Genomic DNA, 23,431 nt, shown 5'->3' with positions numbered 1-23,431 from the left:
CGCAGAAAATTGCATGCTGCTGCCTGTTTTTAAATTTATCCAGTTTGAGAATTTACTATGGCATTCACAGAACGAATATCTGTGGAGGCCGGCTCATGACGTTCGGACCAATCGATGAAGGTTTGCCCAGCCGCAGCGCTTTTTCGTCGAACGGTATCGTCGACCGCGATCTTGAGGCACTGGTTTTAGCTACGGTAGCGCCGTCGCCGCCTCCGGCCGACGCTGCAACGCGCGCGGCCGACAGCTTGCGGCGGCAATCGATAGCGATCGGACGCACGGCCGACTCACGCGCACTTGGCGCCGCCGACCCGGCGCACGATCCTGCCGGCGTCGCGGTTCCTGGGGATGCGACGCCGGATGCGTTGCGCGCGACGGCGTGGCGGCTCTACCAGGACGCCCGCACGCTGGAGCAAGAGACGCGGCCGGCCGGTCTGAGACCGGAGGCAGCCTCTCGTTCCGTCTCGACTACGTCACGCTCAAACGATCATCGGGACACGCGGTTTGAGGCCGATGTCGCCGCAGAGCTCCGGGCCGCGGGGTTCGATGACGGATTTCTCGCCGACAACCGCGACACGTTGACGAAGGCGCTGCTCCAATCGCGCGACGAGTTGCGCCGGCGAGGGATCTCTGACCCCGACGCTCGAGTCCAGGTTCTGTCGCGACTCCGTGATGTGCGCGCCGCTGTTGCGGCGGCGCGACGTTCAGATGCGTCGACTGAGAACGCGCGCGCGATGCACCGCGAGAACGATCCGAGCGTTCCGGAGCCGCTGCGTATTGTCCACGATTTTCTAGCGCAGCATCCAGAACTCGCGAGCCATCTCGTCAATGGAAGCGGCGGCGGTGTCGGCGATCGCGCCGATGGCGACGACATCGACTCGACCGAGATCGAGGATGATCGAAGGCGTTCGTGGCGGGAGAACATCCATCGCGTTCAGGAAGGGCGGCCGGGGTCGTTCACGGGTGTCTGGCCGATCTTGAAAGGCAAGATGGGCGTCATGAAGTGGACGCAGTCCTTGAAGCGCGCAGGAGGCGAAGTCGTACAAACGGAAATTCCGATCACGATTCGACGCCGGGGCCAGACCGGAGAGATCAGCGCTCGCATCGACCAGTTCGTCAAGATGCCGGATGGAAGGACCTGGGCTTTCGTCGAAGTGAAGAACGGTCCGAACGCGTCGCTGTCACGAGGGCAGACCGAGGCTATCGCCGCCGTGCGCGAAGGCCTCCTGGTCACCCCTGTCGGTAAGGAGGCCCACCGCTCGCTCCTCGCCGCGGGTCACAAGAATCCGGGCGGTGTGTTGCCCCCGAACATCATTTTCATATATGTTCACTATAATATAAAATGACGAAAGTCATTCTCATGATAAAACCACAGGATGTACGTCCCCCGTCCACCCGGCGCCGCAAGGAGCTGGTCCTGCGCGCGCTTCGGCCGCGCATGGCGGCACGCGGGTACGTGGCCCTGCCGCCGTGGAAGGACCTGCCTGGCCAGAGTTTCGAAAAGGTGCTCTCTCCCGAGGCCACGGCGTTGATCGATTTCGGATTCCACAGCTGGGTGGATTGGCGCGATCCGCCCTCCATCAGCTTCGCCGTAAGTCCAAGCATCGGGATGACGTCACCCCGTGTCGTCGACTTTCTCGCCGCGAACGCGCCGCCGCCACTGCGCGCGCGAGAATCGCAGCCGTTCCTGCATGCGACAGCGCTCTCGCTCTTTCCACGAGGCTACGATTGCGGGCCGTGCGACGAAGGCATGTTCGAGGCGGGCTTTCCGCGCGACGCCGCCATCGAACCGATCGTCGAGGCCATGCTGGCGGAGATGGACATCGGGCCGTTCGCATGGTTGGAGCGGCGTCGGACCGCCGCGAGCGTGCTCGTGGCGATGCGCTCGGTAAATCGCGCCGACCATGTGGAACGGAGTTGGGCCATGGTTGGCGGGCTCCTCCTTCTGCGGCGTTTCAAGCGGGCGCGTCGCGCTCTGGCGTTGCGCGCGGCTTGGATCGCCTCCAAGGAGGGGGACGTCGCCACGAGCCATCCCGAGATGCGCTCGTCGTTGCTGCACGAGATCGCGGAGGAACGGGCGTTTTCCGCTTGGGCGCTCGCGTATATCGAAACGCAGGAAGCGACCCGGCCGGGGCGTGGCGCTGTTGGCCGACGCGGTCTTGAGCGGAAGTAGGCCGGGTTTCCGGCGGGAACGCTCGGCAGTTGCTCCGTGCGCAATTCTCGTCGGCCGTTGCGTGCCGCGCCGCGCGCCGCCCATGATGCGTCGACGGAACGAGGGGAGGGCGAGCCGATGTCTTCATTCCTGCCGCGGCGGATGAAATTCTGGGGCTGGGGCTTCGAGGGCGAGGGCGCCACGGCCGAGGAGCGCGCCTTCGTCCACCGGCTGGCGGGCGAGCGCTACGGCGCCGCAAGCTTCGACGACACGCCGCCGCGCGAGGACGAATTCGAGCTGCGCCCGCCGCGGGTGTCGCCGCCGGCCAGCCTCGCGCGGTTCTGCTCCAGCGCCCGCATCGACCGGCTGGTGCACGCCTACGGCAAATCCTTCATCGACTCCGTGCGCATCTTCGAGCGCCGCGTGCCCGAGCCGCCGGACGTCGTCGCCTATCCCGCCGACGAGGCCGACATCGCCGCCCTGCTGGACTGGGCCGGATCGAGCGGCGTCGCCGTCATCCCGTTCGGCGGCGGTTCCTCGGTGGTCGGCGGCGTCGAGCCGGCCGTCGGCGGCGCCTTCAAAGGCGTCGTCTCGGTCAATCTCCAGCGGCTGGACCGCGTGCTGGAGGTCGATCGGAAGAGCCGCGCGGCGCGCATCCAGGCGGGCGTGCTGGGACCGGCGCTGGAGGCGCAGCTCAAGCCGCACGATCTGACGCTGCGGCATTTTCCGCAGAGCTTCGAGTACTCGACCCTGGGCGGCTGGATCGCGACGCGTTCGGGCGGGCACTTCGCGACGCTCTACACGCATATCGACGATTTCGTGGAATCCGCGCGGATGATCACGCCGCGCGGCGTCTGGGACAGCTTCCGGCTTCCCGGCTCCGGCGCCGGCCCCAGCCCCGACCGCATGGTGATCGGCTCGGAGGGCTCGCTCGGCCTGGTCACCGAGGCGTGGATGCGGCTGCAGGACCGCCCGCGCTTCCGCGCCGGCACGTCGGTGCGCTTCGCCACGTTCGAGGACGCCTGGGGCGCGGTCCGCGCGATCTCGCAGGCCGGCCTCTATCCGTCCAACGTCCGTCTGCTCGACCGCGTCGAGGCGCTGACGACGGGCGCCGGCGACGGATCGTCCGACATCATGGTGCTGGCCTTCGAATCGGCCGACCACGATGTCGGGCCGTGGATGGCGCGCGCCCTGGAGTGCGCCCGCGACCATCGCGGCCAGCCGGACACCGACCAGCTCACCGCCGAGGGCGGCCACCGCGCCGGCGCCTCCGGCGCGTGGCGCAACGCCTTCATCCGCATGCCGTTCTTCCGCGAGATCCTGACGCCGCTGGCGGTCCTGTTCGACACGTTCGAGACGTCGACCACCTGGGACCGCTTCGGCGATTTCCACGCCGGCGTGATGGACGCGCTGAACGCGGCGATGCTGCGCGAGTGCGGGCCGGGCTACGTCGCGTCGTGCCGCTTCACCCACGTCTACCCCGACGGGCCGGCGCCCTATTTCAGCTTCTACGGCAAGGGCCGGCCCGGCGCGATGGAGGCGCAGTGGCGCGCCATCAAGACCGCGTGCTCGGACGCGCTCAACCGGCTGGGCGGCACGATCACGCACCACCACGCCGTCGGCCGCGACCACATGCCGTGGTACGTGAAGCAGCGCCCCGACCTGTTCGCCGCCGCGCTCAAGGGCGCCAAGGACGCGCTCGACCCCGCCGGCGTGATGAACCCCGGCGTCCTGCTGCCGTCGCGCGCCTGAGGCGTCAGCCGCCCGGCGGCTCCTCGTCGTAGGCGGCGACGCGGGCGCGGATCTTGGCCTCCGCGTCGGCGCGCACGGCGGCACCGTCGGGTCCCTGGTAGAACAACGGCGCCCAGCGGCGGATCACCGGGCCGTCCGACGCCCAGGCGTGGCAGGTGTCCATCACGCGGGGCGGGCGCATCTCCGACACGTCGCGCGGTTTGGGCTTCGCCGGCGGCGCCTCGCCGCGCTCGACCGCCTGCCGCGCCTTGAACGCGCGCATCAGCTCGCGCGCCTTGTCCGAGCCGATGGTCTGGTACGCCGTCGTCGCCACCGGACCCAGCAGCTCGACGATGTGCGTGCAGCCCATCGTGCCGCCGACCCGCTCGCGCGCCTGGCGGTGGAAGCCGCCGGTGACGCGCAGGCCGATCAGCTTGCGGAAGTTCGGTGCGATGTCGGGGCAGATCCGGTACGGCGAGGCGTCCGTCACGGTCTCGACATCGCGGATCGTCATGGTCTCGTCGATGGTCAGACGGATCGACATGCTGTGGACGTAGTCGCCCGCCTCGAGGTCGCCGCGCCACTCGCCGGCGTGGCGGTAGTGCTTCTCGTCGGTGATGCGGCCCTCGATGTCCCACATCCCGTCGTCGCGGAAGAAGCCGCGGCAGACGACGTTTCGCGTGTGCAGATCCTGGCGCGCGACGGGCGCGGACAACGGCATGACGGTCCTCTCGCATGAACGGCGATTCACGAGGCGCGGACTATAGTGGCGGTATGTCGCCGCGCAACCGCCGGCGCGGCATGGCATCCTTGACCGCGTGGGGTGCCGTCACGGGAGTAACGTCGATGTCCGGTTCGTTCCTCGGTGACCTGCTGCAGACCATCGCCGACCGCGGCCGCGACCTGCTCGGCATGGCGCCGCGCGACGCCGCGTCGGGCGGCGAGGGGCTGGCGGCGCTGTGCGAGGCGCTGCTGTCGAGCCGCGGCGAGGCGTCCGGCGTGGCGCTGGCGCGCGAGGTGCTCGACCGCTGGACGGCGCTCGACGAGGCCGGCCGCGGCGCCTTCCTGTCGGCGCTGGCCGAGCGGTTCGGACCCGACGCCAAGCGCCTGCGCGCGGCGGCCGAGGCCTATCTCGCCGACCCCAAGCCCGGCGCCGCGTCGGCGCTGCACGCCGCCGCCGAATCGCGCCGCCAGGAGCTGATCCGCCGCCTCAACCTGGCGCCGGGCGGCATCGGCGCGCTGGTGCGCCTGCGCGAGGAGCTGCTCAAGCGCGTGCCGGGCGATCCGGCGCTGGCCGCCGTCGATTCCGACTTCGCGCATCTCTTCGCGTCGTGGTTCAACCGCGGCTTCCTCGTGCTGCGGCGCATCGACTGGACGACTCCCGCCAACATCCTCGAGAAGATCATCCGCTACGAGGCGGTCCACGAGATCAGCGGCTGGGACGATCTGCGCCGGCGGTTGGAGCCGACCGACAGGCGCTGCTTCGCCTTCTTCCATCCGCGCCTGGTCGACGAGCCGTTGATCTTCGTCGAGGTCGCGCTGACCCGCGGCATCCCCTCGGCGATCGCGCCGCTGCTGGCCGAGGGCCGCGAGCCGATCGCCGCGACCGACGCCACGACGGCGGTGTTCTACTCGATCTCGAACTGCCAGGACGGGCTGCGCGGCATCTCGTTCGGCAATTTCCTGATCAAGCAGGTGGTCGAGGATCTGCGCCGCGAGCTGCCCCGGTTGACGCATTTCGCGACCCTGTCGCCGGCGCCGGGCTTCGCGGCGTGGCTGAAGCGCGAGCGCGCGCGCAAGAAGCCGGCGGCGCCGGTGGCGCGCGCCGCCGACGCGCTGGCCGTCCTCGACGATCCGGCGTGGATCGACGATCCGGCCAAGGTCGCGGCCGCGCGCGCGACGCTCACGCCGCTGGCGGCGCACTACTTCCTGCGGGCGCGCAGCCTCGGCGGGCGTCCGGTCGATCCGGTGGCGCGCTTCCACCTCGGCAACGGCGCGCGGCTGGAGCGCCTGTTGCCCGGGGCCGACCTCTCGGCCAACGGCCTGCGCCAGTCGCACGGGCTGATGGTCAACTACCTCTACAAGCTCGACGAGATCGAGGCCAACCACGAGGCCTACGCCGCGCGCGGCGTCGTGGCCGCGTCGCCGGCCGTGCGCAAGCTGGCGCCCGACGATCCGGCGCCGGCCGCCGAGGCGCCGCCGGTCGCGGCCTGAGCGGTCCTCAGCCGGCGATGGCGCGGCGCACGGCGTCCAGCGCCGGCGCCTCGTCGATGCCGCGGGCGACGAACGACCGGCCGATGCCGCGCGCGAGGATGAAGGTGATGCGCCCGTCGCGGTTCTTCTTGTCGCCGCGCATGTGGCCGACGAAGCGGTCGGCGTCCCAGGCCCGCGTGTTGTCGCCGGGGATCGCGCGCGGCGACGTTGCCATGCCGACCGAGTCGAGGTGGCGGCGCACGCGCGCCGAGTCCTCCGGCGGGCACAGCCCCATCGCCGCCGACATGTCGAACGCCATCGCCATGCCGATGCCGACGGCCTCGCCGTGCAGCAGGTCCGGCCCATAGCCGGTCTCCTTCTCGAGCGCGTGGCCAAATGTGTGGCCGAGGTTGAGCAGCGCCCGCAGGTCGCCGGTCTCGCGCTCGTCGGCGGCGACGATGCGGGCCTTGGATTCGCAGCTGCGCGCCACCGCCTCGACGCGGGCGGCGGCGTCGCCGGCCAGCAGTCGCGCGCCGTTGGCCTCGAGCCAGTCGAAGAACGGCGCGTCGTCGATCAGCCCGTACTTCACGATCTCGGCGTAGCCCGCCAGCAGTTCGCGCCGCGGCAGCGTGTCGAGCGCGGCGGTGTCGGCGATCACCAGCCGCGGCTGGTGGAAGGCGCCGACAAGGTTCTTGCCGTGGCGCGTGTTGATGCCGGTCTTGCCGCCGACCGAGCTGTCGACCTGCGCGAGCAGCGTGGTCGGAATCTGGATGAACTCTACGCCGCGCAGCAGCGTCGCCGCGGCGAAGCCGGTGAGGTCGCCGACAACGCCGCCGCCCAGCGCCACCAGCACGGTGTCGCGGTCCGGCCGCAGGTCGAGCAGCGAATCCATCAGCCGCCCGAACGACTCGAACGATTTGCTGCCCTCGCCCGGCGGCACCGCGACGCGGTCGGCGCGGATGCCGGCCGCCTCCAGCGACGCGACGACGCGCGGCAGGTGCAACGCCTCGACGTTGGCGTCGGTCACGACCACGCAGCGCCGCCGCGGGATGTGCGGCGCGCACAACGCGCCGGCGTGGTCGAGCAGGTCGGGCCCGATCTCGATCGCGTAGCGGCGGTCGGCGAGCTCGACCGCGACCCGGCGCGCCGGCGTCATGCCGCGGCGTCCGCGGCGCGCGCGCCGAGATAGGCCTCGAGCGCCGCCGCGACGTCGTCGGTGGTGCGGTCGGTCGGCGCGTCGTGGCTGTCGACGATCACGTCGGCCTCGGCGTAGACGGGATAGCGGGCCTCCATCAGCAGGCGAAGGATCTCGCCGGGCTCGCCGCCGCGCAGCAACGGGCGGTGCGTGCGCCGCGCGACGCGCTCGAGCAGCACCGGCAGCTCGGCGCGCAGCCAGATGGTCACGGCGCGCTCGCGCATCGCGGCGCGCGTCGCGGGATCCATGTAGGCGCCGCCGCCGGTCGCCAGCACGATGCGCGGCCCGTCGAGCAGACGCTGGATGACGCGGCGTTCGCCGGCCCGGAACTCGGGCTCGCCGTAGCGCTCGAAGAACTCCGCGATGGTGCAGCCGGCGGCCTGCTCGATCTCGGTGTCGGCGTCGACGAACGGCAGGCCGAGGCGGGCGGCCAGCCGCCGCCCGATCGCGCTCTTGCCGGCGCCCATCAGCCCGACCAGGGCGATGGAACGCGCCGATAGCGCCAGCGCGGCCGGGGCGGGCTCCGCCGTCGGCGCGTGTCCCTGTTCCGACGAAAGGCGATTCACCGAACGTTCTCAAAGTGTTGCGCGTCGCCGCGCGTTTGTCATCGCGGCCGCCGCAGGGTAGTGTGCTCTTTATCGCCGCTCGCGCGCCGCCGCACAAGCGGGGCGCGGGTGGTCCCCCTTTGAGCGAAAGGCGACCGACGTGATCGGCCGCAGAAGCGGATACCAGCCGAGAATCGGCGTCGGCGGCATCGTCGCCATCGTCGTGGCGGCGCTGTGCGTCGTCGGATTCATCGCGCTGGCGGTCATCGACGTGCCGCCGCCGATGCGCTCGCACGAGATCGCGATCCCCCATGAACGCTTCGCCAAGTGACGCCGGCCGCCGGCGCGCGCTGATGGTGTCGATCATCCTCGCGACGCTGGCGCCGGTGACGCCGGCGGTGGCGCAGTTCGGGTTCCCGGGCGGCACCTGGAGTCCGGCGGGGCTGCCGCCAGTCGAGACTCCGCGGCCGCGCGAGAGCAAGCCCGCGGAGCCCGTCGCCGTGCCGGCCGTCCCGGCGACGCCGCCGGCCGCGGGCCAGCCGGCCGCCGCGGCGACCGAGCCGCCGACCCCCGCGCCGACGACACCGCCCAGCGCCACGCCGCCGCCGCCGACCACGCCCTCCTCGGCGCCGTCGCCCGTGACGGCGCCCGCGGCGCCACCGACGCCCCCGGCCGCGGCGGCATCGACCGCGGCCGCCGCGGCGCGTCCCGCGCCGGAGTCGCTGGACGCCGGCGCCGCCGCCCGCGCCGGCCTGATCGACGCCGGATCGGGCGGCCTGCCGGCCGCGACGTGGCGCGGCACGACGATGGCGGAGGCGAAGCGCCTGGTCGCGGCGCTGCCGATGGCGCCGTCGTCGCGCGTGCTGCGCGATCTGAAGTTCCGCCTCCTCGCCAGCCGCGTCGCGCCGCCGTCCGGCGCGGCGCCGGGCGAGAGCCTCTACGAGGCGCGCCTGCGCGGTCTGGCGGCGATGGGCGAGGCGGAGAGCGCCAACGAGATGTCGCGCGCCGCGGCCGGGCGCGAGTCGGAGCCGGTCGCGCGGCTGCTGACCGACAGCCTGCTGCTCGCCGGCCATCGCGCCTCGGCGTGCGCCCGGATCGCGTCCTACGGTCCCGCGGGCGACGCCGCGGCGACCGACACCTACTGGAGCGACGCGGTCGCGTTGTGCCGCCTGCTTCAAGGCGACCCCGCCGGCGCACGCGCCGCGGCCGAGGCCCGGCCATCGGCCGATCCCGCGTTCGCCGCGCTGCTGGAAGCCGCGCTCTCGGGCGGTCGCGCGACCCGCGCCGGCCCCGCGAACGCGCTCAACGTCGTCCTTCTCGAGATCCAGAAGCTCGCGCCCGTCGCCGGCGCCGATGCGCCGACGCCGGGTCTGTTGCGCGCGCTGGTCGACAACCCCGCCGTGCCGCTGGCGCGGCGCGTGGCGCTGGCGGAGGCGGGCGAGGCGGCGGGCGTGGTCGAGCCCGAGACCCTGGCGCGGCTCTACGAGGCGCTCGCGCGCGAGCAGCCCGCCGCCGGCCGCGCCACGCTCCATGTCGCCGTCCGCGACGCGCGCGGCGACGCCGCCGTGGCGCAGGCGCTGGCCGCGATGTTCGCGCAGGCGCGTGGCCAGGACGCGTTCGCCGGCCTGGTGCGGGCCTCGGGCCCGCGCATCGCCGCGCTGCCGGTGGCGCCGGCCCAGATCGCGGTGGTCGGCGAGGGCCTGCGCGCGGCGCTGATCGCGGCCGATTATCCGCGGGCGCGGGCGTGGCTCGATCTCGCCTTCGCCGAGTCGGCGCGCGACGCGCGCGCGGTCGACGCGCTGGAGCGCCTGCTGCCGGTGGCGACGCTGGCCGACCTCGATCCGCGCGCGACGCTCGACGAGTCGCGGCTGGCGCGCTGGCTCGAGCTGGCGCAGGCAGACGATCCGGCGCGCGCGCCGGGGCGCGCCATGGCGCTCGCGGGCGCGTTGCGCGCCCTCGGACATCCGGCGGCGCGGCCATTCCGCCGGGCGCGGCGCGTGGTGTCGTCGCCGCGCCCGACGCGCTGCGCGCGATGGAGGCCGCCGCCGCCGCCGGCCGCGCCGGCGAGACGGTCGCGAACCTGCTGGTGGCGATCGGCGCGACGCCGCTGTCGCGCGCCGATCCCGACGCCATCGCCCGCGGCATCGCGGCCCTGCGCGCGGTCGGTCTGGCGTCGTTCGCGCGCGCGCTCGCGGTCGAGCACGTGCTGGCGACCGGGGTCTGACGGCGATGGCCGAGGACGCGCCCGGCGCCGCCGCGCGCCCATCGGCCGAGGCGCCGCGCCGGCCGCGCGGCCGGCGCGCGCGGGAGCGGCCGCAGCGTCCGCCGGAGACCGAGTTGTTCCTCGAGATGCTGGCGGCCGAGCGCGGCGCGGCGCGCAACACGCTCGATTCCTACGGCCGCGATCTTGACGGGCTGTGCGCGTTCCTGGCGCGCCGCCGCGAGGGACCGCTCGACGCCACACCGGAAGCGCTGCGCGCCTACATCGCCAGCCAGCGGCACATCGGCATGAGCGGCCGCACCTCGGCGCGGCGGCTGAGCGCGATCCGCCAGTTCTTCCGCTTCCTGCTGGCCGATGGGCGGCGTGCCGACGATCCGTCGTCGACCCTGGACTCGCCCCGGCTGGAGCGCAGCCTGCCGAAGGTGCTGACGCAGGAGGAGGTCGCGGCGCTGATCGAGGCGGCGCGCCGGCGCGACGCGCTGGAGGGCTTGCGCCTCGCGGCGCTGGTCGAGCTGCTCTACGCCACCGGCATGCGCGTGTCGGAGCTGGTGACGCTGCCGCTGGCGTCGGTCGAGCGCGATCCCGAGGCGCTGATCGTGCGCGGCAAGGGCGACAAGGAACGCCTCGTGCCGCTGGGCGAGCCGGCGCGCGACGCGGTCCTCGCCTGGCTCGGCGCGCGGGCCGCCGCGTTGAAGGGCGCGCACGCCTCGCCGTTCCTGTTCCCGTCGCGCGGCCGAGAGGGCCACCTGACCCGCCAGCGCTTCGCGCAGGTGCTCAAGGAGCTCGCCGTCGAGTGCGGCATCGCGCCGTCGCGCGTGTCGCCGCATGTGCTGCGGCATGCCTTCGCCAGCCATCTGCTGGCCCATGGCGCCGACCTGCGCGCCGTGCAGATGATGCTCGGCCACGCCGACATCGCGACCACCCAGATCTACACCCACGTGCTGGACGAGAAGCTGCGCGCGCTGGTCGAGGACAAGCATCCGTTGGCCAAGGACTGACCGGCCCCTTGACGTCGATGCTGCGATGCAACAAAGGTGATGGGACCTTCGCATCCGCCGCATAGAGGACCGCGCCATGTCGTTCACCGTCGCCGAGCCCGCGCCGCAGCGCCTGAACCGCAGCGAACTGGCGGTTCCGTGCAGCCGGGTGGAGCTGTTCGAGAAGGCGGCCATGGGCGCCGCCGACGTGATCTTCCTGGACCTCGAGGACGCCGTCGCGCCGGACGACAAGGAGCGGGCGCGCAGGAACTGCGTCGAGGCCCTGAACACGATGGATTGGCGCGGCAAGACGGTGTCGCTGCGGATCAACGGGCTCGATACCCACTGGATGTACCGCGACGTGATCGACGTGCTCGAGCAGGCCGTCGACAAGCTCGACCTGATCATGATCCCCAAGGCCGGCACCGCCGCCGACATCTACGCGCTGGACATGCTGGTGACCCAGATCGAGACGGCGACCAGGGCGAAGAAGCGCATCGGTTTCGAGATGATCATCGAGACGGCGCTGGGCATGCAGAACGTCGACGCCATCGCCGGCGCGAGCAAGCGCAACGAGTCGCTGCATTTCGGCGTCGCGGACTACGCCGCCTCGACCAAGGCGAAGACCGTCAACATCGGCGGTCCGCACCCGCAGTACGGCGTGCTGACGGACAAGGACGCGGCCGGAAAGCGCGATTATTTCTGGGGCGACGTCTGGCACTACGCGATCTCGCGCATGGTCGTCGCCGCCCGCGCCCACGGTCTGCGGCCGATCGACGGCCCGTTCGGCGATTTCTCCGACGCCGAGGGCTTCCGCGCCCAGGCCAACCGCGCCGCCGTGCTGGGCTGCGAGGGGAAATGGGCGATCCATCCCCTCGCAGGTCGGACTCGCCAACGAGGTGTTCGGCCCCAGCGCCGAGGAGATAGCCAAGGCCAAGCGCGTCCTCGACGCGATGCTCAAGGCGCAGAGCGAGGGCAAGGGCGCCGTCGCGCTCGACGGCAAGCTGATCGACAACGCCTCGATCAAGCAGGCGCAGGTGCTCCTCCAGATGGCGGCGCGTCTGGGTCTCCAGGCGGCGTAGACCCGGCGTCCGCGCGCGCGGTCTTCCGTTCCGCGCGGCGCCGCGCGCGCCGATCGCCGTCGATATCCAATCGCGCCGAGCGATCACTCATTTGCGCTTGCGATTTCCGCGGCGATGCTGCTAGTGTTCCGGCTTGGGGTTGCGTCGCTTGTTGATCCGGCCGCGCAGGGGGGGGACCATGATGCTCGCGCGTGATCGTCCGGACGGCGCCGGCGCGTCCCCCACCGCAACCGGAGTCTGAGCCGACCATGGCCGACGCGCAGGGAACGCCGCCCGTCATCGAGTTCGACGCGTTGCTCGCGCCGATCGCCGAGGACAATCCGACGGGACCCGACCTGCGCGAGGACACGTCCGACACCGCCCTGTTCTACACGCTGCGCAGTCTGCGGCAGCAGGCGCGCGCCGCCGAGCGCCGCGCCGAGCGCGAGGTGGTCGGCGGCGAGGACGGCGCGCCGCCTGTGACGCCGCCGCTGGTGCCGGAGTGGGCGCAGCTGCTCGACGCCTGCGACAAGGCGCTGCGCGAGAGTTCAAAGGACCTCGAGGTCGTCGCGTGGATGGTCGAGGCGCTGACGCGCCTGCACGGCTTCGCCGGCGTGCGCGACGGCTTCAATCTCGCCGCCGACCTCGCGGAACGCTACTGGGACGCCGTGCATTCGATGCAGGATCCCGACGATCCCGGCGCCAAGGCGCAACCCTTCGCGGCGCTCAACGGCACCGACGGCGAGGGCGCGCTGATCGCGCCGCTGAAGAAGATCGAGATCACCGAGCCGGGCGAGAACGGCGCGCTGGCGCTGTGGAACTGCGAGCTGCTGCAGCGCGACTCGCGCCTGGGCGAGGTCGACAACGTCGTCCGCAACGGCGGCCGACGCTTCTACCTGCCGCTCAACCGCGACCTGCTGGCGGCGCGCGAGGCGGTGCGGCGCCTGGGCGCGGTGTTCGAGGAGAAGATGGCCGGCGACGCGCCGTCGTTCGCGCAGCTGGTCGAGACGCTCGACGCCGTCGAGGCGATGCTCAAGCAGATAGCGACGCACTACATCGTCGAGGAGACGGCGGCGGCGGCTGACGGCGCGGCGGCGGCGGCGGCCGGCGGCGCGCCGGGCGCGGCCGCCGACGTCGGGTTCGCGCGCACCGGCACGTTCGCGAGCCGCGAGCAGGCGATCGAGATGCTGTCGGCGGTGGCGCGGTACTTCCGCGAGCGCGAGCCGCACTCGCCGATCTCCTACGCCATCGAGGGCACGGTCGACCGCGCCCGCATGCCGCTCTCTACGAGCTGCTGGCCGACCTGCTGCCGGACGACGACACGCGCCGGCGCATGCTCCAGAACGCGGGCGCGCGCCCGCCGCCGCCGGAGTGAACGTGGCGCCCGGCGCCGATTCGTGTGTTATGGTCACGTGAGGATCGATCGAAGGAGGCAGGCCGATGAGTACGCAAGAGAAACTCGACCGCGTGCGCAAGCCGCGTGTTCACATCAAGTACGAAGTCGAGACCGAGGGCGCGACCGTCCAGAAGGAGCTGCCCTTCGTGGTCGGCGTGATGGGCGACTTCTCCGGCGATCCGACGCAGAAGCTGCCCGAGGTGCGGGACCGCAAGTTCACGTCGATCGACCGCGACAACTTCAACCGCATCATGTCGAACATGGCGCCGGGCGCGAACCTGCGCGTCGCGAACAAGCTCGAGAACGACGGCAGCGAGATGGCCGTCAACCTCAAGTTCAACTCGATGGACGATTTCGAGCCGGCGCGCATCGTCGACCAGGTCGAGCCGCTCAAGAAGCTCCGCGAGGCCCGCGACAAGCTGCGCGATCTGCTCGGCAAGGCCGACCGCTCGGGCGACCTCGAGGCGCTGCTGGAGAAGATCCTCGCCGACGAGGGCTCGCTCAAGCAGCTCCAGGAAGAGATCAAGAAGCGCGGCGGGGAGGGCTGATCGATGGCTAGGGAGACCCAGACGCAGGCGGCCGCGGCCGCCACCACGACCACCGAAAGCGTCTCGCTGCTGGACCAGGCGATCGGCGCCACCAAGCAGACCGAGGCCAACGAGGCCCAGGACCTGCTGCGGGCCCTGACCGAGCAGGCGATGGCCGGCACGGTCAAGTTCAGCCGCAACCTGACGCAGACGATCAAGAAGGCGATCGACGCGATCGACGGCAAGATCTCGTCGCAGCTGGCCGAGATCATGCACAACGAGAAGTTCCTCAAGCTCGAGGGCAGCTGGCGCGGCCTGCACCATCTCGTGATGAACAGCGAGACGGGGACCACCTTGAAGATCAAGGTGCTCAACATGTCCAAGCGGCACATGCTCAACGACTTCGCCAAGGCGACGGAGTTCGACCAGAGCCTGCTGTTCAAGAAGATCTACGAGAACGAGTTCGGCACGCCGGGCGGCGAGCCCTACGGCGCGCTGATCGGCGACTACGAGTTCTCGCCGCACCCCGACGACATCGAGCTGCTGCGCGGCCTCGGCGGCGTCGCGGCGGCGAGCTTCGCGCCGTTCATCGCGGCGGCCGACTCGAAGATGTTCGAGATCGAGGACTTCCGCGGCCTCAAGGACGTGCGCGACCTCAAGAAGCCCTTCGAGAGCGTCAAGTTCGCGGCCTGGAAGTCGTTCCGCGACAGCGAGGACTCGCGCTTCGTCACGTTGACGATGCCGCGCTCGCTGGCCCGCCTGCCCTACGGCCGCGAGACCAAGCCGATCGACGAGTTCGGCTACGAGGAGGGCGAGCCCGGCAAGGCGCTCGCGCACGAGCACTACTGCTGGATGAACTCCGCCTACGTGCTCGGCGCCCGCCTCACCGACTCGTTCGCGCGCAGCGGGTTCTGCACGTCGATCCGCGGCGCCGAGAACGGCGGCATGGTGCAGAACCTGCCGTCGCACACCTTCACCAGCGACGACGGCGACGTCGACCAGAAGTGCCCGACCGAGATCGCGATCACGGACCGGCGCGAGAAGGAGCTGTCGGACCTCGGGTTCCTGCCGCTCTGCCACTACAAGAACACGGACTACGCGGTGTTCTTCGGCGCCCAGACGGCGCACCGGCCGAAGAAGTTCGACAAGCACGAGGCGACCGCCAACGACGCGATCTCCTCGCGGCTGCCGTACATCATGGCCTCGTCGCGCTTCGCCCACTACCTGAAGATCATGGGCCGCGACAAGATCGGCTCGTTCATGGAGCGGGACGACGCCGAGAAATGGCTGAACACGTGGATCAACAACTACGTGAACACCAATCCCGACGTGGGTCCGGAGATGAAGGCCAAGTACCCCCTGCGCGAGGCGCGCGTCACCGTGAGCGAGGTTCCGGGCGCGCCCGGCTCGTACTACGCGGTCGCGCACCTGAGGCCGTGGCTGCAGCTCGAGGAGCTGACCACCTCGCTGCGCATGGTCGCCCGCATCCCGCAGAAGGCGGGCTGACGGGGCACGCGTGACCGCGCCCGAGGACGCGCTTCCCCGGGACGCCGCGGGCCATTCGCTCGCGGACGCGGGTCTCGCCGTCGACTTCCCGCCGTCCGGCGCCGAGGCGCCGGACGGCGGCGGCGGTCGCACGGCCGGGTCCGTCCGGCTGACCGACGCGCGGCGGCGCGCCTTCGCCGCCGCCAACCGGGCGTGCGCCGAGCGCATCGACCGGCTGATCGCCGGCATCGACGCGCTGATCTCGCGCCAGCTCGACGAGATCCTCCACCATCCGAAGGTCCAGCGCCTCGAGGGATCGTGGCGCGGGCTGCTGTGGCTCGTGCGCGTCGCGGACGGCGCCAAGGGCGTCAAGATCCGCCTGCTGAACCTGTCATGGGCGGAGCTCACCCGCGACCTCGAGCGCGCCGTCGAGTTCGACCAGAGCGAGGCGTTCGACAAGATCTACACCCAGGAGTTCGACACGCCGGGCGGCGAGCCTTTCGGCCTCATGATCGCCGACTACGCGCCGACCAAGCATCCGCGCGACCTCGACACGCTGCGGGCGCTGGCCGGCGTCGTCGCCGCGCCGCACACGCCCACCGTGCTCGGTTGCGCCGCCTCCATGTTCGGCCTCGACTCGTTCCGCGACCTGACGTCGACCGTCGACCTCACCGGCCTGTTCCTGAGACCCGAGTTCCTCGGCTGGCGCAGCCTGCGGTCCGGGACCGAGGACTCCCGCTACCTCGGCATCGCGCTCCCGCGCGTGCTTATGCGCCTGCCGTACCGCCCCGACGGCGCGCGCGCCGACGGCTTCATCTACCGCGAGTCGGCGCACGCGGAGAACGCGGGGCAGTGGCTGTGGGCGTCCGCCGCCTACGCTTTCGGCGCCACCGTCATCCGCTCCTACGCGACCTACGGCTGGTTCGGCGACATCCGCGGCGCGGGACGCAACCTGCCCGGCGGCGGCCTGGTCGACGAGCTGCCGGCGCCATGGTTCGCGACGGACCGCCGCGGCGTCGGCGTGCGCGCGCCGGTCGAGATCTCGCTGACGGAGCGGCAGGAGCGCGAGCTCTCCGACCTCGGCTTCATCCCGGTCGTGCGCGCCCGCCTGACGCCCTACGTCGTGTTCCAGTCGAACCAGTCGGTGTGGCAGCCGGCGCGCTACGACAAGCCGGCGGCGCGCGCCAACGCGCGGCTGTCGTCGATGCTGCAGCAGATCCTGTGCGCGTCGCGCTTCGCGCACTACATCAAGGTGCTGGCGCGCGACGTGATCGGCTCGTCGTCGACGCCGGAGAGCTGCGAGAAGCGCCTGGCGACGTGGATCGCGCAGTACTGCCTCGGCGAGGGCGACGCGTCGCTCGAGATGAAGGCGAAGTACCCGCTGCGCGCCGCCCAGATCGACGTGCGCGAGATGCCGGGCAAGCCGGGCCACTACGCCGTCGTCGCGCGGCTGCAGCCGCAGTTCCAGCTCGACGAGATCGGCGCCACCTTCAGCCTCATCAGCACCGTGCGGCAGCAGCAGCAACGGGCGGCGTGACCGCCGCGCCACCGCGATCGACAGGAGTCAGGGCACATGGCTAGCGACGGCAAGACGCTTTTCCGCGACGGCAAGCTCGACGAGGCCATCGAGGCGCAGACCGCGCTGGTGCGCGACAAGCCGACCGATCCCGAGGCGCGGGCGTTCCTCGCCGAGATGCACATGATCGTCGGCGCCTACGACAAGGCCGACCGGCAGCTCGACCTGCTGTCGACCCAGCACACCAACCTCGCCGTCGCCGTGGCGCTGTCGCGCCAGCTGGTGCGGGCCGCGATGGCCCGCCGCGAGGTGTTCGAGAAGGGCCGCGCGCCCGAGGTCGCGACCGACCCGGGCCCCAGCGTCGAGGCGGCGCTGCGCGCGCTCATCGAGCTGCGCGACGGCCACGCCGCCGAGGCGGCGGCGATCCTCGCCGAGGCCGAGGAGAAGCGTCCGCGGATCGCCGGCCGGCTGGGCGAGGGCGGCGCCGCGTTCGACGATTTCCGCGACGCCGACGATCTGTGCGCCGGCTTCGTCGAGGTCCTGACCACGACCGGCAAGTACCTGTGGATTCCGACCGACAAGATCGACCTCATGGTGTTCGAGAAGCCGTCGCGGCCGCGCGACATCGTCTGGCGCCAGTGCGCGATGGACGTGCGCGGCGGGCCCGAGGGCGTCGTCTACGTGCCGTCGACCTATCCGACGGCGCCGACGGGCGGCGACATCGACGCCTGCCGCCTCGGCCGCACCACCGACTGGGCCGGCGGCGAGGGCGCGCCGACGCGCGGCGTCGGCCTGCGCCTTTTCCTGGTCGGCGACGACGGCGTGGGCTTCGACGAGCTGTCGACGGTCGAATTCACCGCTCCGGCCTGACCCGGGGACGCCCGCGATGGCCATCGACGACGACACGCTGCGCGCCCAGCTCTCGGTGCTGGACCGCCTGATCGACGAGCGGCCGGAGGCCGAGCACGACCATCCGATGACGCCGGCGCAGACGCTGCAGCGGCTGCGCAACGCGGTGCGGCGCGACCTCGAGGCGCTGCTGAACACGCGCGAGCGCTGCCGCGGCTGGCCCGACGTGCTGGGCGAGATCGACTCCTCGGTCGTCGGCTACGGCCTGCCGGACTTCGCCGTCCTCTCGATGCAGGGCGACTGGCGCCAGAACCTGCGCCGGCGCGTGCAGGAGACGATCCGCCGGTTCGAGCCGCGGCTGTCGTCGGTCGAGGTGCGGTTCGAGGGCATCGGCGACGAGCTCGACCGCGCGGCGCGGTTCCGCATCGAGGCGCTGATGCAGGCCGATCCGGCGCCCGAGCCCGTCAGCTTCGACACCAGCGTCGACGCGCTCACGCGCCAGATGTCCGTGGCGGACGGGTGAGCGGCGGATGGACGACCTCTTTCCGCTCTACAACCGCGAGCTCGAGTTCCTGCGGCGCGACGCGCAGCGTTTCGCCGAGGCCTATCCCAAGGTCGCGGGACGGCTGCGGCTCGGACCCGACGTCTCGGACGATCCGCATATCGAGCGGCTGATCGAGGCCGTCGCGCTGCTGAACGCGCGCGTCCGTCTCAAGGTCGAGGACGAGTTCCCCGAGCTCACCGAGTCGGTGCTCAACGCGCTCTATCCGCACTACCTGCTGCCGACGCCGCCGATGGGCATCGCGCGCGCCCAGATCGCGCCCGACGTCGCCGAGCCGGTCGATCTGCCGGCGCACGAGGAGCTCGAGACGCCGCCGGTCGACGGCGAGCGCTGCCGGCTGCGCACCACCCGCGACCTGCGGGTGTGGCCGATCGACGTGACGCACACCGCACTGCAGGGCCGGCCGTTCCGCGCGCCGGTCAACCCGCGCGGCGGCGCCGCGCTGGGCGTCCTGCACCTCAAGCTGCGCTGCGCGGGCGAACAGGCGGTGTTCGGCGATCTTCAACCCGACCCGCTGCGCTTCTACCTCGCCGCGCCGCTGGTGCGGGCCCTTCCGCTCTACGAGCTGGTCATGAACCGGCTGGTGGGCGTCGCCGTCTCCGAGGGACCGGACGATCCGCGCGCGGTGTTCCTGCCGCCGTCGGCCGTCCGCGCCGTCGGCTTCGACCGCGACGACGGCATGCTGCCCTACACGGCGCGGTCCTTCGTCGGCTACCGCCTGCTGACCGAGTTCTTCGCGCTGCCGCAGAAGTTCCTGTTCTTCGAGATATCCGGGATCTCGGCGCGCTGCATGGCCGGCGCCGGCCGCGAGCTCGACGTCTACCTCTACCTCGGCGACAGCGACAAGGAGCTCGAGCGCGGCGTGTCGCTGGGCGACCTGGCGCTCAACTGCGTGCCGGTGGTGAACCTGTTCCGCCACCGGGCCGAGCCGGTGCGCCTCGACGGCACCCAGTTCGAGAACCGCATCGTGGCCGACGCGCGACGCCCGGAGGCGCTCGAGATCCACTCGATCGAGCGCGTCGTGGCGACCGCGCCGGGCGGCGAGGAGAGCGTGCTGTCGCCGTTCTTCGGCGTCCGCCACGACTCGGCGCGCGGCAGCCGGTTCTGGCAGGTCAGCCGGCGCGTCAGCGTCGGATCGCGCGACCGCGGCACCGAGGTGTTCCTGTCGGTGATGGACCGCGACGCCGGCGCCGGCGCGCCCGCCAACTGGGTGGTGTCGATCGACACGCTGGCGTTCAACCGCGACCTGCTGGGACGCCTGTCCGGCGTCGGCGGCGAGATCAGGCTCGATCTGGCGACGCCGCTGCCGGCGGTCGGCCGGCTCGTGATGGTCACGCCGTTCACGCCGACGCGGCGGCCGCCGTTGTCGTCGGGACGCCTGTGGCGCCTGCTGTCCCACCTCTCGCTCAACCACCTGTCGATCACCGATGGCGCCGAGGGCGCCGAGGCGCTTCGCGAGGTGCTGCGGCTCTACGACTGGGGCGATCAGGAGGTGACGCGCGGACCGATCGAGGGCATCGTGTCGGTCGAGAGCCGGCGTTCGATCGCGCGGGTCGCCACCGGCGGCTCGAGCGCGATCGCCAACGGGCTGGACATAGACGTCACCTTCGATCCCGCGCGCTTCCCGCAGGCCGCCGCCTATCTGATGGCCTGCGTGCTCGACCGGTTCTTCGGACTCTACGCGAACGTCAACGCGTTCACTCGCACCACGGCGCGCCTCAGCGGCCGCACGGGAAAGCTCGCGACATGGCCGCCACGGACGGGCGAGAAGACGCTCCTCTGATCGAGCGCCTGCGGTCCGATCCGCGGGCGTTCGATCCGCTCCAGGCCTTGCTGGTGCTGGAGCGCGGCGCCGCGCACGCCGGCGCCGGGCGGGTCGCCGGCAACGCGCCGGTGGGCCGCGACGCCCATCCGCGCGACGAGGCGGTCCGCTTCGCGGGCGATCCCGAGCTGGCGTTCCGGCGGCCGAGATCTCGGGCTTCCGCGAATCTCCCGGCGCGGCGCCGACGCTGGTGGTCGGATACATGGGCCTGATCGGCGCTTCCGGCGTCCTGCCGCAGGCCTATTCCGAGATGGTCATCGGGCGCCTGCGCGAGAAGGACGCCGCGCTGGCGGCGTTCCTCGACCTGTTCCTCCACCGCAGCGCCAGCTTCTTCATGCGCGCCTGGACCAAGTACCGGCTGTCCGCGCAGGAGCCGGGCGGGGCCGACAAGCGCGACGCCACGCCGGCCGAGGCCGGCGTCACCGGCCTGATCGACGCCCTCGTGGGGTTCGGCACGAGCGGGTTGAAGGGGCGTCTGGCGCCGACCCACGAGGCGTTCCGCTACTACGCCGGCGCGCTCGCCGGCCATCCGCGCTCGGCCGTGGCGCTGGAGAGCGTGCTGTCGGATTTCTTCGGCGAGCGCATCGTCGTCGACACGTTCGTGCCGCGCTGGGACCGGCTGCCCGAGGCCGACCGCACGCGGCTCTCGCCCGGCGGGTTCTGCCGGCTCGGCGGCGAGGCGGTCATCGGCGAGAGGACGATGCGGCCGGAGGGCGCCTACCGGATCTCGCTCGGACCGTTGACCTACGCCCGGTTCCGCGACTTCCTGCCCGACCGTTCGCTGCTGCGCGAGCTCGTGCACTTCGCGCGGCTGTTCACGGGGGAGGCGCTGTACTTCGACGTCCGCCTGACGCTGCGCAAGGAGGACGTGCCGCCGCTCAAGCTCGACGGCGGCGCCATGCTGGGATGGAACACCTGGGTGAGCGCCACGCCGCACGTCGCGGACCGCGACGAGGCGACCCTGTCGTGCGACCGCGTCCCCTGAACGGCGGGCGGGCTCAGCGCGAGCCGCCGCGGCGTCCGTTCTCGGCCTCGTAGGCCTCGGCGAAGATCTGGCCGATGCGCCCTGCCAGCGTGTTGCCGAGATCCTGCCGCATCTCGGCGTGCATCTTGGCGTAGCGCTCCCACAGCGCGGCGTCGCGCGCCTGCGGCAGGACGCGGCCGAAGAAGCCGGCCTCCTCGCCGGCGGCGACCGCCTCGGGCGACAGCCGCGCGAACACGGCGTCGAGCGTGGCGCGGAACGCCGACAGCATCGCCACCTGGTGCGCCTCGAGGTCGCGGCCGGCGTCCCACACGGCGGCCTCGCCGCTCTGGAAGCCGGGCCGCACGGCGCCGAGCAGCACCAGCATCAGCTCGCTGTCGTCGACCGAGAACTTCAGCGGATTGTTCTCGCGCGCGCCGACCACGGTCTGCGTGATGCGGAACTCGCCCTTCAGCAGGCGGCGGGCCTCGAGCAGCCGCGCCAGCGTCGACACGATGGCGCGCGTCGAGGAGCCGAGCGTGCGCATCGCCTTCACGGTGTCGAGGCCGGCGGGGATCTCGCGCAGCCCGGCGCCCTCGATGAAGGCCTGCAGCAACGCGTCGCCGCCGGCGGACGCCGCGGCGGGCGCGGCCGCGGCCGGCGACGCGACCGGCGCCGGCATGGGCCGCGCGGGCGCGGGCGGCGGGGGCGCGGCGCCATGCTGGAACGCCTGCGGCGGCGGACCCTGCGGCGCCATCGCCGCTCCGACGGGAGTCGCGGGTCGCGGGGCGCGCGCCGCCGCCGCCGGGGCGGCGGGATGGGAGAACGGATCCTCGGCGCCGGCGCTGGCGTCGCCGAACAGCCCGCCGGCCGCCGCGCCGGGCGGCGGGGACTGCAGCCATTGCGCGCCGGCCGGGGCGGCGGGCGCCGCCGGCGCTGGCGCTGGAGCGGGCCGTGAAGGTGGCGGGCCGCCGGGAGCGGGGCGCGCGGCCGCGCCGGCGAGCGCGCCGGCGCCCAGCGCGGCGGCCGCGCCGAACGGCATGGCGCCGCCGCTGGGCGTCGGTCGCGCCGCGCCCGCGCCGCCGGCGCCCGCGCCGAGGCCCGACAGCGCCTGCTCGATCGGGTCGAGGTCGGCCGGCGGCGGCGCCAGGCCGGCACCCGGCGCGGAATTCCAGTCCGACGGCAGCGCCGAGCTTCCGGGGCCGCTGACCGGCGCGATCGGCACGGCGTCGAAGCCGAGCGGCGCCGGCGGCGGCGTCGCGCCGAATGAATCGGCCGAGCCGCCGCGGTCGGTGCCGAACACCGACGCGCCGCCGGGCGTGCTGAAGGGATCGGACGAGCCGAGCGCGTCGTTGCGCGGCCCTTGGGCGTTGGCGAGCGGGTCGCGGATGGCGTTGGCCGAGCCGAACGGATCGCCGAACGCCGAGCCGCCGCCCGGCGCCGACAGCGGATCGTTGATCAGTCCGCCGCCGCCGAACCCGGGGGAGGGCGCGCCCGGCGCGCCCCATCCGTCGCCCGCCGGCGGCCGCTGCGCGCCGAACGGATCGGCGCCGCCGCCGAACGCCGGCGCTCCGCCGCCCAGACCGTCGATCGCCGAATCGATGCCACCGCCCAGCGCCGCCAGCGGCGTGTCGGGATTGGCGCCGATGCCGACGCCGGGGGCGACGTCGCGGGCGCCGAAATCGCCGAAGATGTCGGCGGCGCGCGGTCCCTCGAGCGGGCGTTCCGGCGGCGGCGGATCGAACGGCGACGGGCCGGACGGCGGCGGCGGCGGCGCGCCGTACTCCGGGCGCGACAGGTCGCCGATGCCGAACGGGTCGGCGGCGGGCGGCAGTCCCGGCATGCCGGAGCGCATCGGCGGCGCGCCGGAGTCCGTCGACGTCTCGACGATCACCTCGTAGTCGCCGATCTTGATCACGTCGCCCGGCGTCAGCGGCCGGACGCCGCCCTTGCCGATCATCTGGCCGTTGAGGAACGTGCCGTTGGCGGAATCGTCGATCACGCACCAGCGGCCGTTGCGCTCCTCGATCGTGGCGTGGCGGCGGGACACGCTGGCGCTTTGGTCGGGCAGGATCCAGCCGTTGTCGTCCCGCCTGCCGACGGTGATCGCGCCGCCGACCAGCAGCACGGGCGGCGGTGGCGTCTCGGTCAGCGGATGGGCGTGGACGCGCAGGCGCAAGGGCTGATCTGACGGCATCGGGAACGCACCTCGGGAACGACGGCGCCGATGATACGGCCTCG

At 72.5% G+C, this 23,431-nt stretch carries 16 protein-coding genes and 3 pseudogenes; 15 read left to right on the top strand and 4 right to left on the bottom strand.

Annotated features, from left to right (window positions below; translation table 11 throughout):
• The first annotated feature begins 95 nt into the window (after nt 1-95).
• The 3 genes from IPK81_07340 to IPK81_07330 all read left to right on the top strand — a co-directional run bounded on the left by IPK81_07340 (nt 96) and on the right by IPK81_07330 (nt 3,901).
• Nucleotides 96-1,343 (top strand): hypothetical protein, encoded by a 1,248-nt coding sequence (locus tag IPK81_07340; protein ID QQS13992.1) that lies wholly within the window; start codon nt 96-98, stop codon nt 1,341-1,343.
• The gene (locus tag IPK81_07335; protein QQS13991.1) at nt 1,340-2,170 is read left to right on the top strand and encodes a hypothetical protein; all 831 of its coding nucleotides are present in this window, start codon (nt 1,340-1,342) and stop codon (nt 2,168-2,170) included. The genes IPK81_07340 and IPK81_07335 overlap by 4 nt, the downstream gene beginning before the upstream one ends.
• Before the next feature lie 129 nt (nt 2,171-2,299).
• The gene (locus IPK81_07330) at nt 2,300-3,901 is read left to right on the top strand and encodes an FAD-binding oxidoreductase (protein ID QQS14996.1); all 1,602 of its coding nucleotides are present in this window, start codon (nt 2,300-2,302) and stop codon (nt 3,899-3,901) included.
• A gap of 4 nt (nt 3,902-3,905) precedes the next feature.
• Here the strand turns inward: IPK81_07330 and IPK81_07325 are convergent, their stop codons facing one another.
• Nucleotides 3,906-4,601, bottom strand: coding sequence for a DUF2889 domain-containing protein (locus tag IPK81_07325; GenBank protein ID QQS13990.1), 696 nt, complete (start codon nt 4,599-4,601; stop codon nt 3,906-3,908).
• A gap of 125 nt (nt 4,602-4,726) precedes the next feature.
• Between IPK81_07325 and IPK81_07320 the strand changes: the two genes are divergently transcribed.
• A complete protein-coding gene (locus IPK81_07320; GenBank protein QQS13989.1) occupies nt 4,727-6,094 on the top strand; it encodes a malonyl-CoA decarboxylase in 1,368 nt (455 codons plus the stop codon).
• A 7-nt stretch (nt 6,095-6,101) separates the two neighbouring features.
• Here IPK81_07320 and IPK81_07315 read toward each other — a convergent pair whose 3' ends face one another.
• Entirely contained in the window at nt 6,102-7,229 is a 1,128-nt protein-coding gene (locus IPK81_07315; GenBank protein QQS13988.1) for a 3-dehydroquinate synthase, read from the bottom strand.
• Entirely contained in the window at nt 7,226-7,834 is a 609-nt protein-coding gene (locus IPK81_07310; protein ID QQS13987.1) for a shikimate kinase, read from the bottom strand. The genes IPK81_07315 and IPK81_07310 overlap by 4 nt, the downstream gene beginning before the upstream one ends.
• Nucleotides 7,835-7,973: 139 nt before the next feature.
• On the opposite strand from IPK81_07310, the gene IPK81_07305 reads away from it, so the two are divergent.
• The 11 genes and pseudogenes from IPK81_07305 to tssG all read left to right on the top strand — a co-directional run bounded on the left by IPK81_07305 (nt 7,974) and on the right by tssG (nt 21,214).
• The gene (locus IPK81_07305) at nt 7,974-8,144 is read left to right on the top strand and encodes a hypothetical protein (protein QQS13986.1); all 171 of its coding nucleotides are present in this window, start codon (nt 7,974-7,976) and stop codon (nt 8,142-8,144) included.
• 1,898 nt (nt 8,145-10,042) lie between these two features.
• Nucleotides 10,043-11,032: a site-specific tyrosine recombinase XerD gene (gene xerD, locus IPK81_07300; GenBank protein ID QQS13985.1), complete on the top strand. Its 990-nt coding sequence runs from the start codon at nt 10,043-10,045 to the stop codon at nt 11,030-11,032.
• Nucleotides 11,033-11,108: 76 nt separating this feature from the next.
• Nucleotides 11,109-12,093, top strand: a pseudogene (locus IPK81_07295) (CoA ester lyase).
• Nucleotides 12,094-12,341: 248 nt separating this feature from the next.
• Nucleotides 12,342-13,358 (top strand): annotated as a pseudogene (tssA, locus tag IPK81_07290) (type VI secretion system protein TssA).
• A 154-nt stretch (nt 13,359-13,512) separates the two neighbouring features.
• Entirely contained in the window at nt 13,513-14,016 is a 504-nt protein-coding gene (gene tssB / locus IPK81_07285) for a type VI secretion system contractile sheath small subunit (protein ID QQS13984.1), read from the top strand.
• 3 nt (nt 14,017-14,019) lie between these two features.
• The gene (tssC, locus tag IPK81_07280) at nt 14,020-15,501 is read left to right on the top strand and encodes a type VI secretion system contractile sheath large subunit (protein QQS13983.1); all 1,482 of its coding nucleotides are present in this window, start codon (nt 14,020-14,022) and stop codon (nt 15,499-15,501) included.
• A gap of 10 nt (nt 15,502-15,511) precedes the next feature.
• Nucleotides 15,512-17,017, top strand: a complete 1,506-nt coding sequence (gene tssC / locus IPK81_07275) for a type VI secretion system contractile sheath large subunit (protein QQS13982.1) — start codon at nt 15,512-15,514, stop codon at nt 17,015-17,017.
• 36 nt (nt 17,018-17,053) lie between these two features.
• Nucleotides 17,054-17,866: a SciE type virulence protein gene (locus tag IPK81_07270; protein ID QQS13981.1), complete on the top strand. Its 813-nt coding sequence runs from the start codon at nt 17,054-17,056 to the stop codon at nt 17,864-17,866.
• A gap of 16 nt (nt 17,867-17,882) precedes the next feature.
• Nucleotides 17,883-18,368: a type VI secretion system baseplate subunit TssE gene (tssE, locus tag IPK81_07265; GenBank protein QQS13980.1), complete on the top strand. Its 486-nt coding sequence runs from the start codon at nt 17,883-17,885 to the stop codon at nt 18,366-18,368.
• Nucleotides 18,369-18,375: 7 nt separating this feature from the next.
• Entirely contained in the window at nt 18,376-20,190 is a 1,815-nt protein-coding gene (gene tssF, locus IPK81_07260) for a type VI secretion system baseplate subunit TssF (protein ID QQS13979.1), read from the top strand.
• A gap of 73 nt (nt 20,191-20,263) precedes the next feature.
• A pseudogene (gene tssG, locus IPK81_07255) lies at nt 20,264-21,214 on the top strand (type VI secretion system baseplate subunit TssG).
• Between the two features lie 13 nt (nt 21,215-21,227).
• On the opposite strand, the gene tagH reads toward tssG, so the two are convergent.
• Nucleotides 21,228-23,387, bottom strand: a complete 2,160-nt coding sequence (gene tagH, locus IPK81_07250) for a type VI secretion system-associated FHA domain protein TagH (GenBank protein QQS13978.1) — start codon at nt 23,385-23,387, stop codon at nt 21,228-21,230.
• Nucleotides 23,388-23,431 lie beyond the last annotated feature (44 nt).

This window comes from Rhodospirillales bacterium (assembly GCA_016699855.1).
In the GTDB taxonomy this organism is placed as follows: Bacteria; Pseudomonadota; Alphaproteobacteria; order Reyranellales; family Reyranellaceae.
This window is presented reverse-complemented; position numbering and strand designations above follow the sequence as displayed.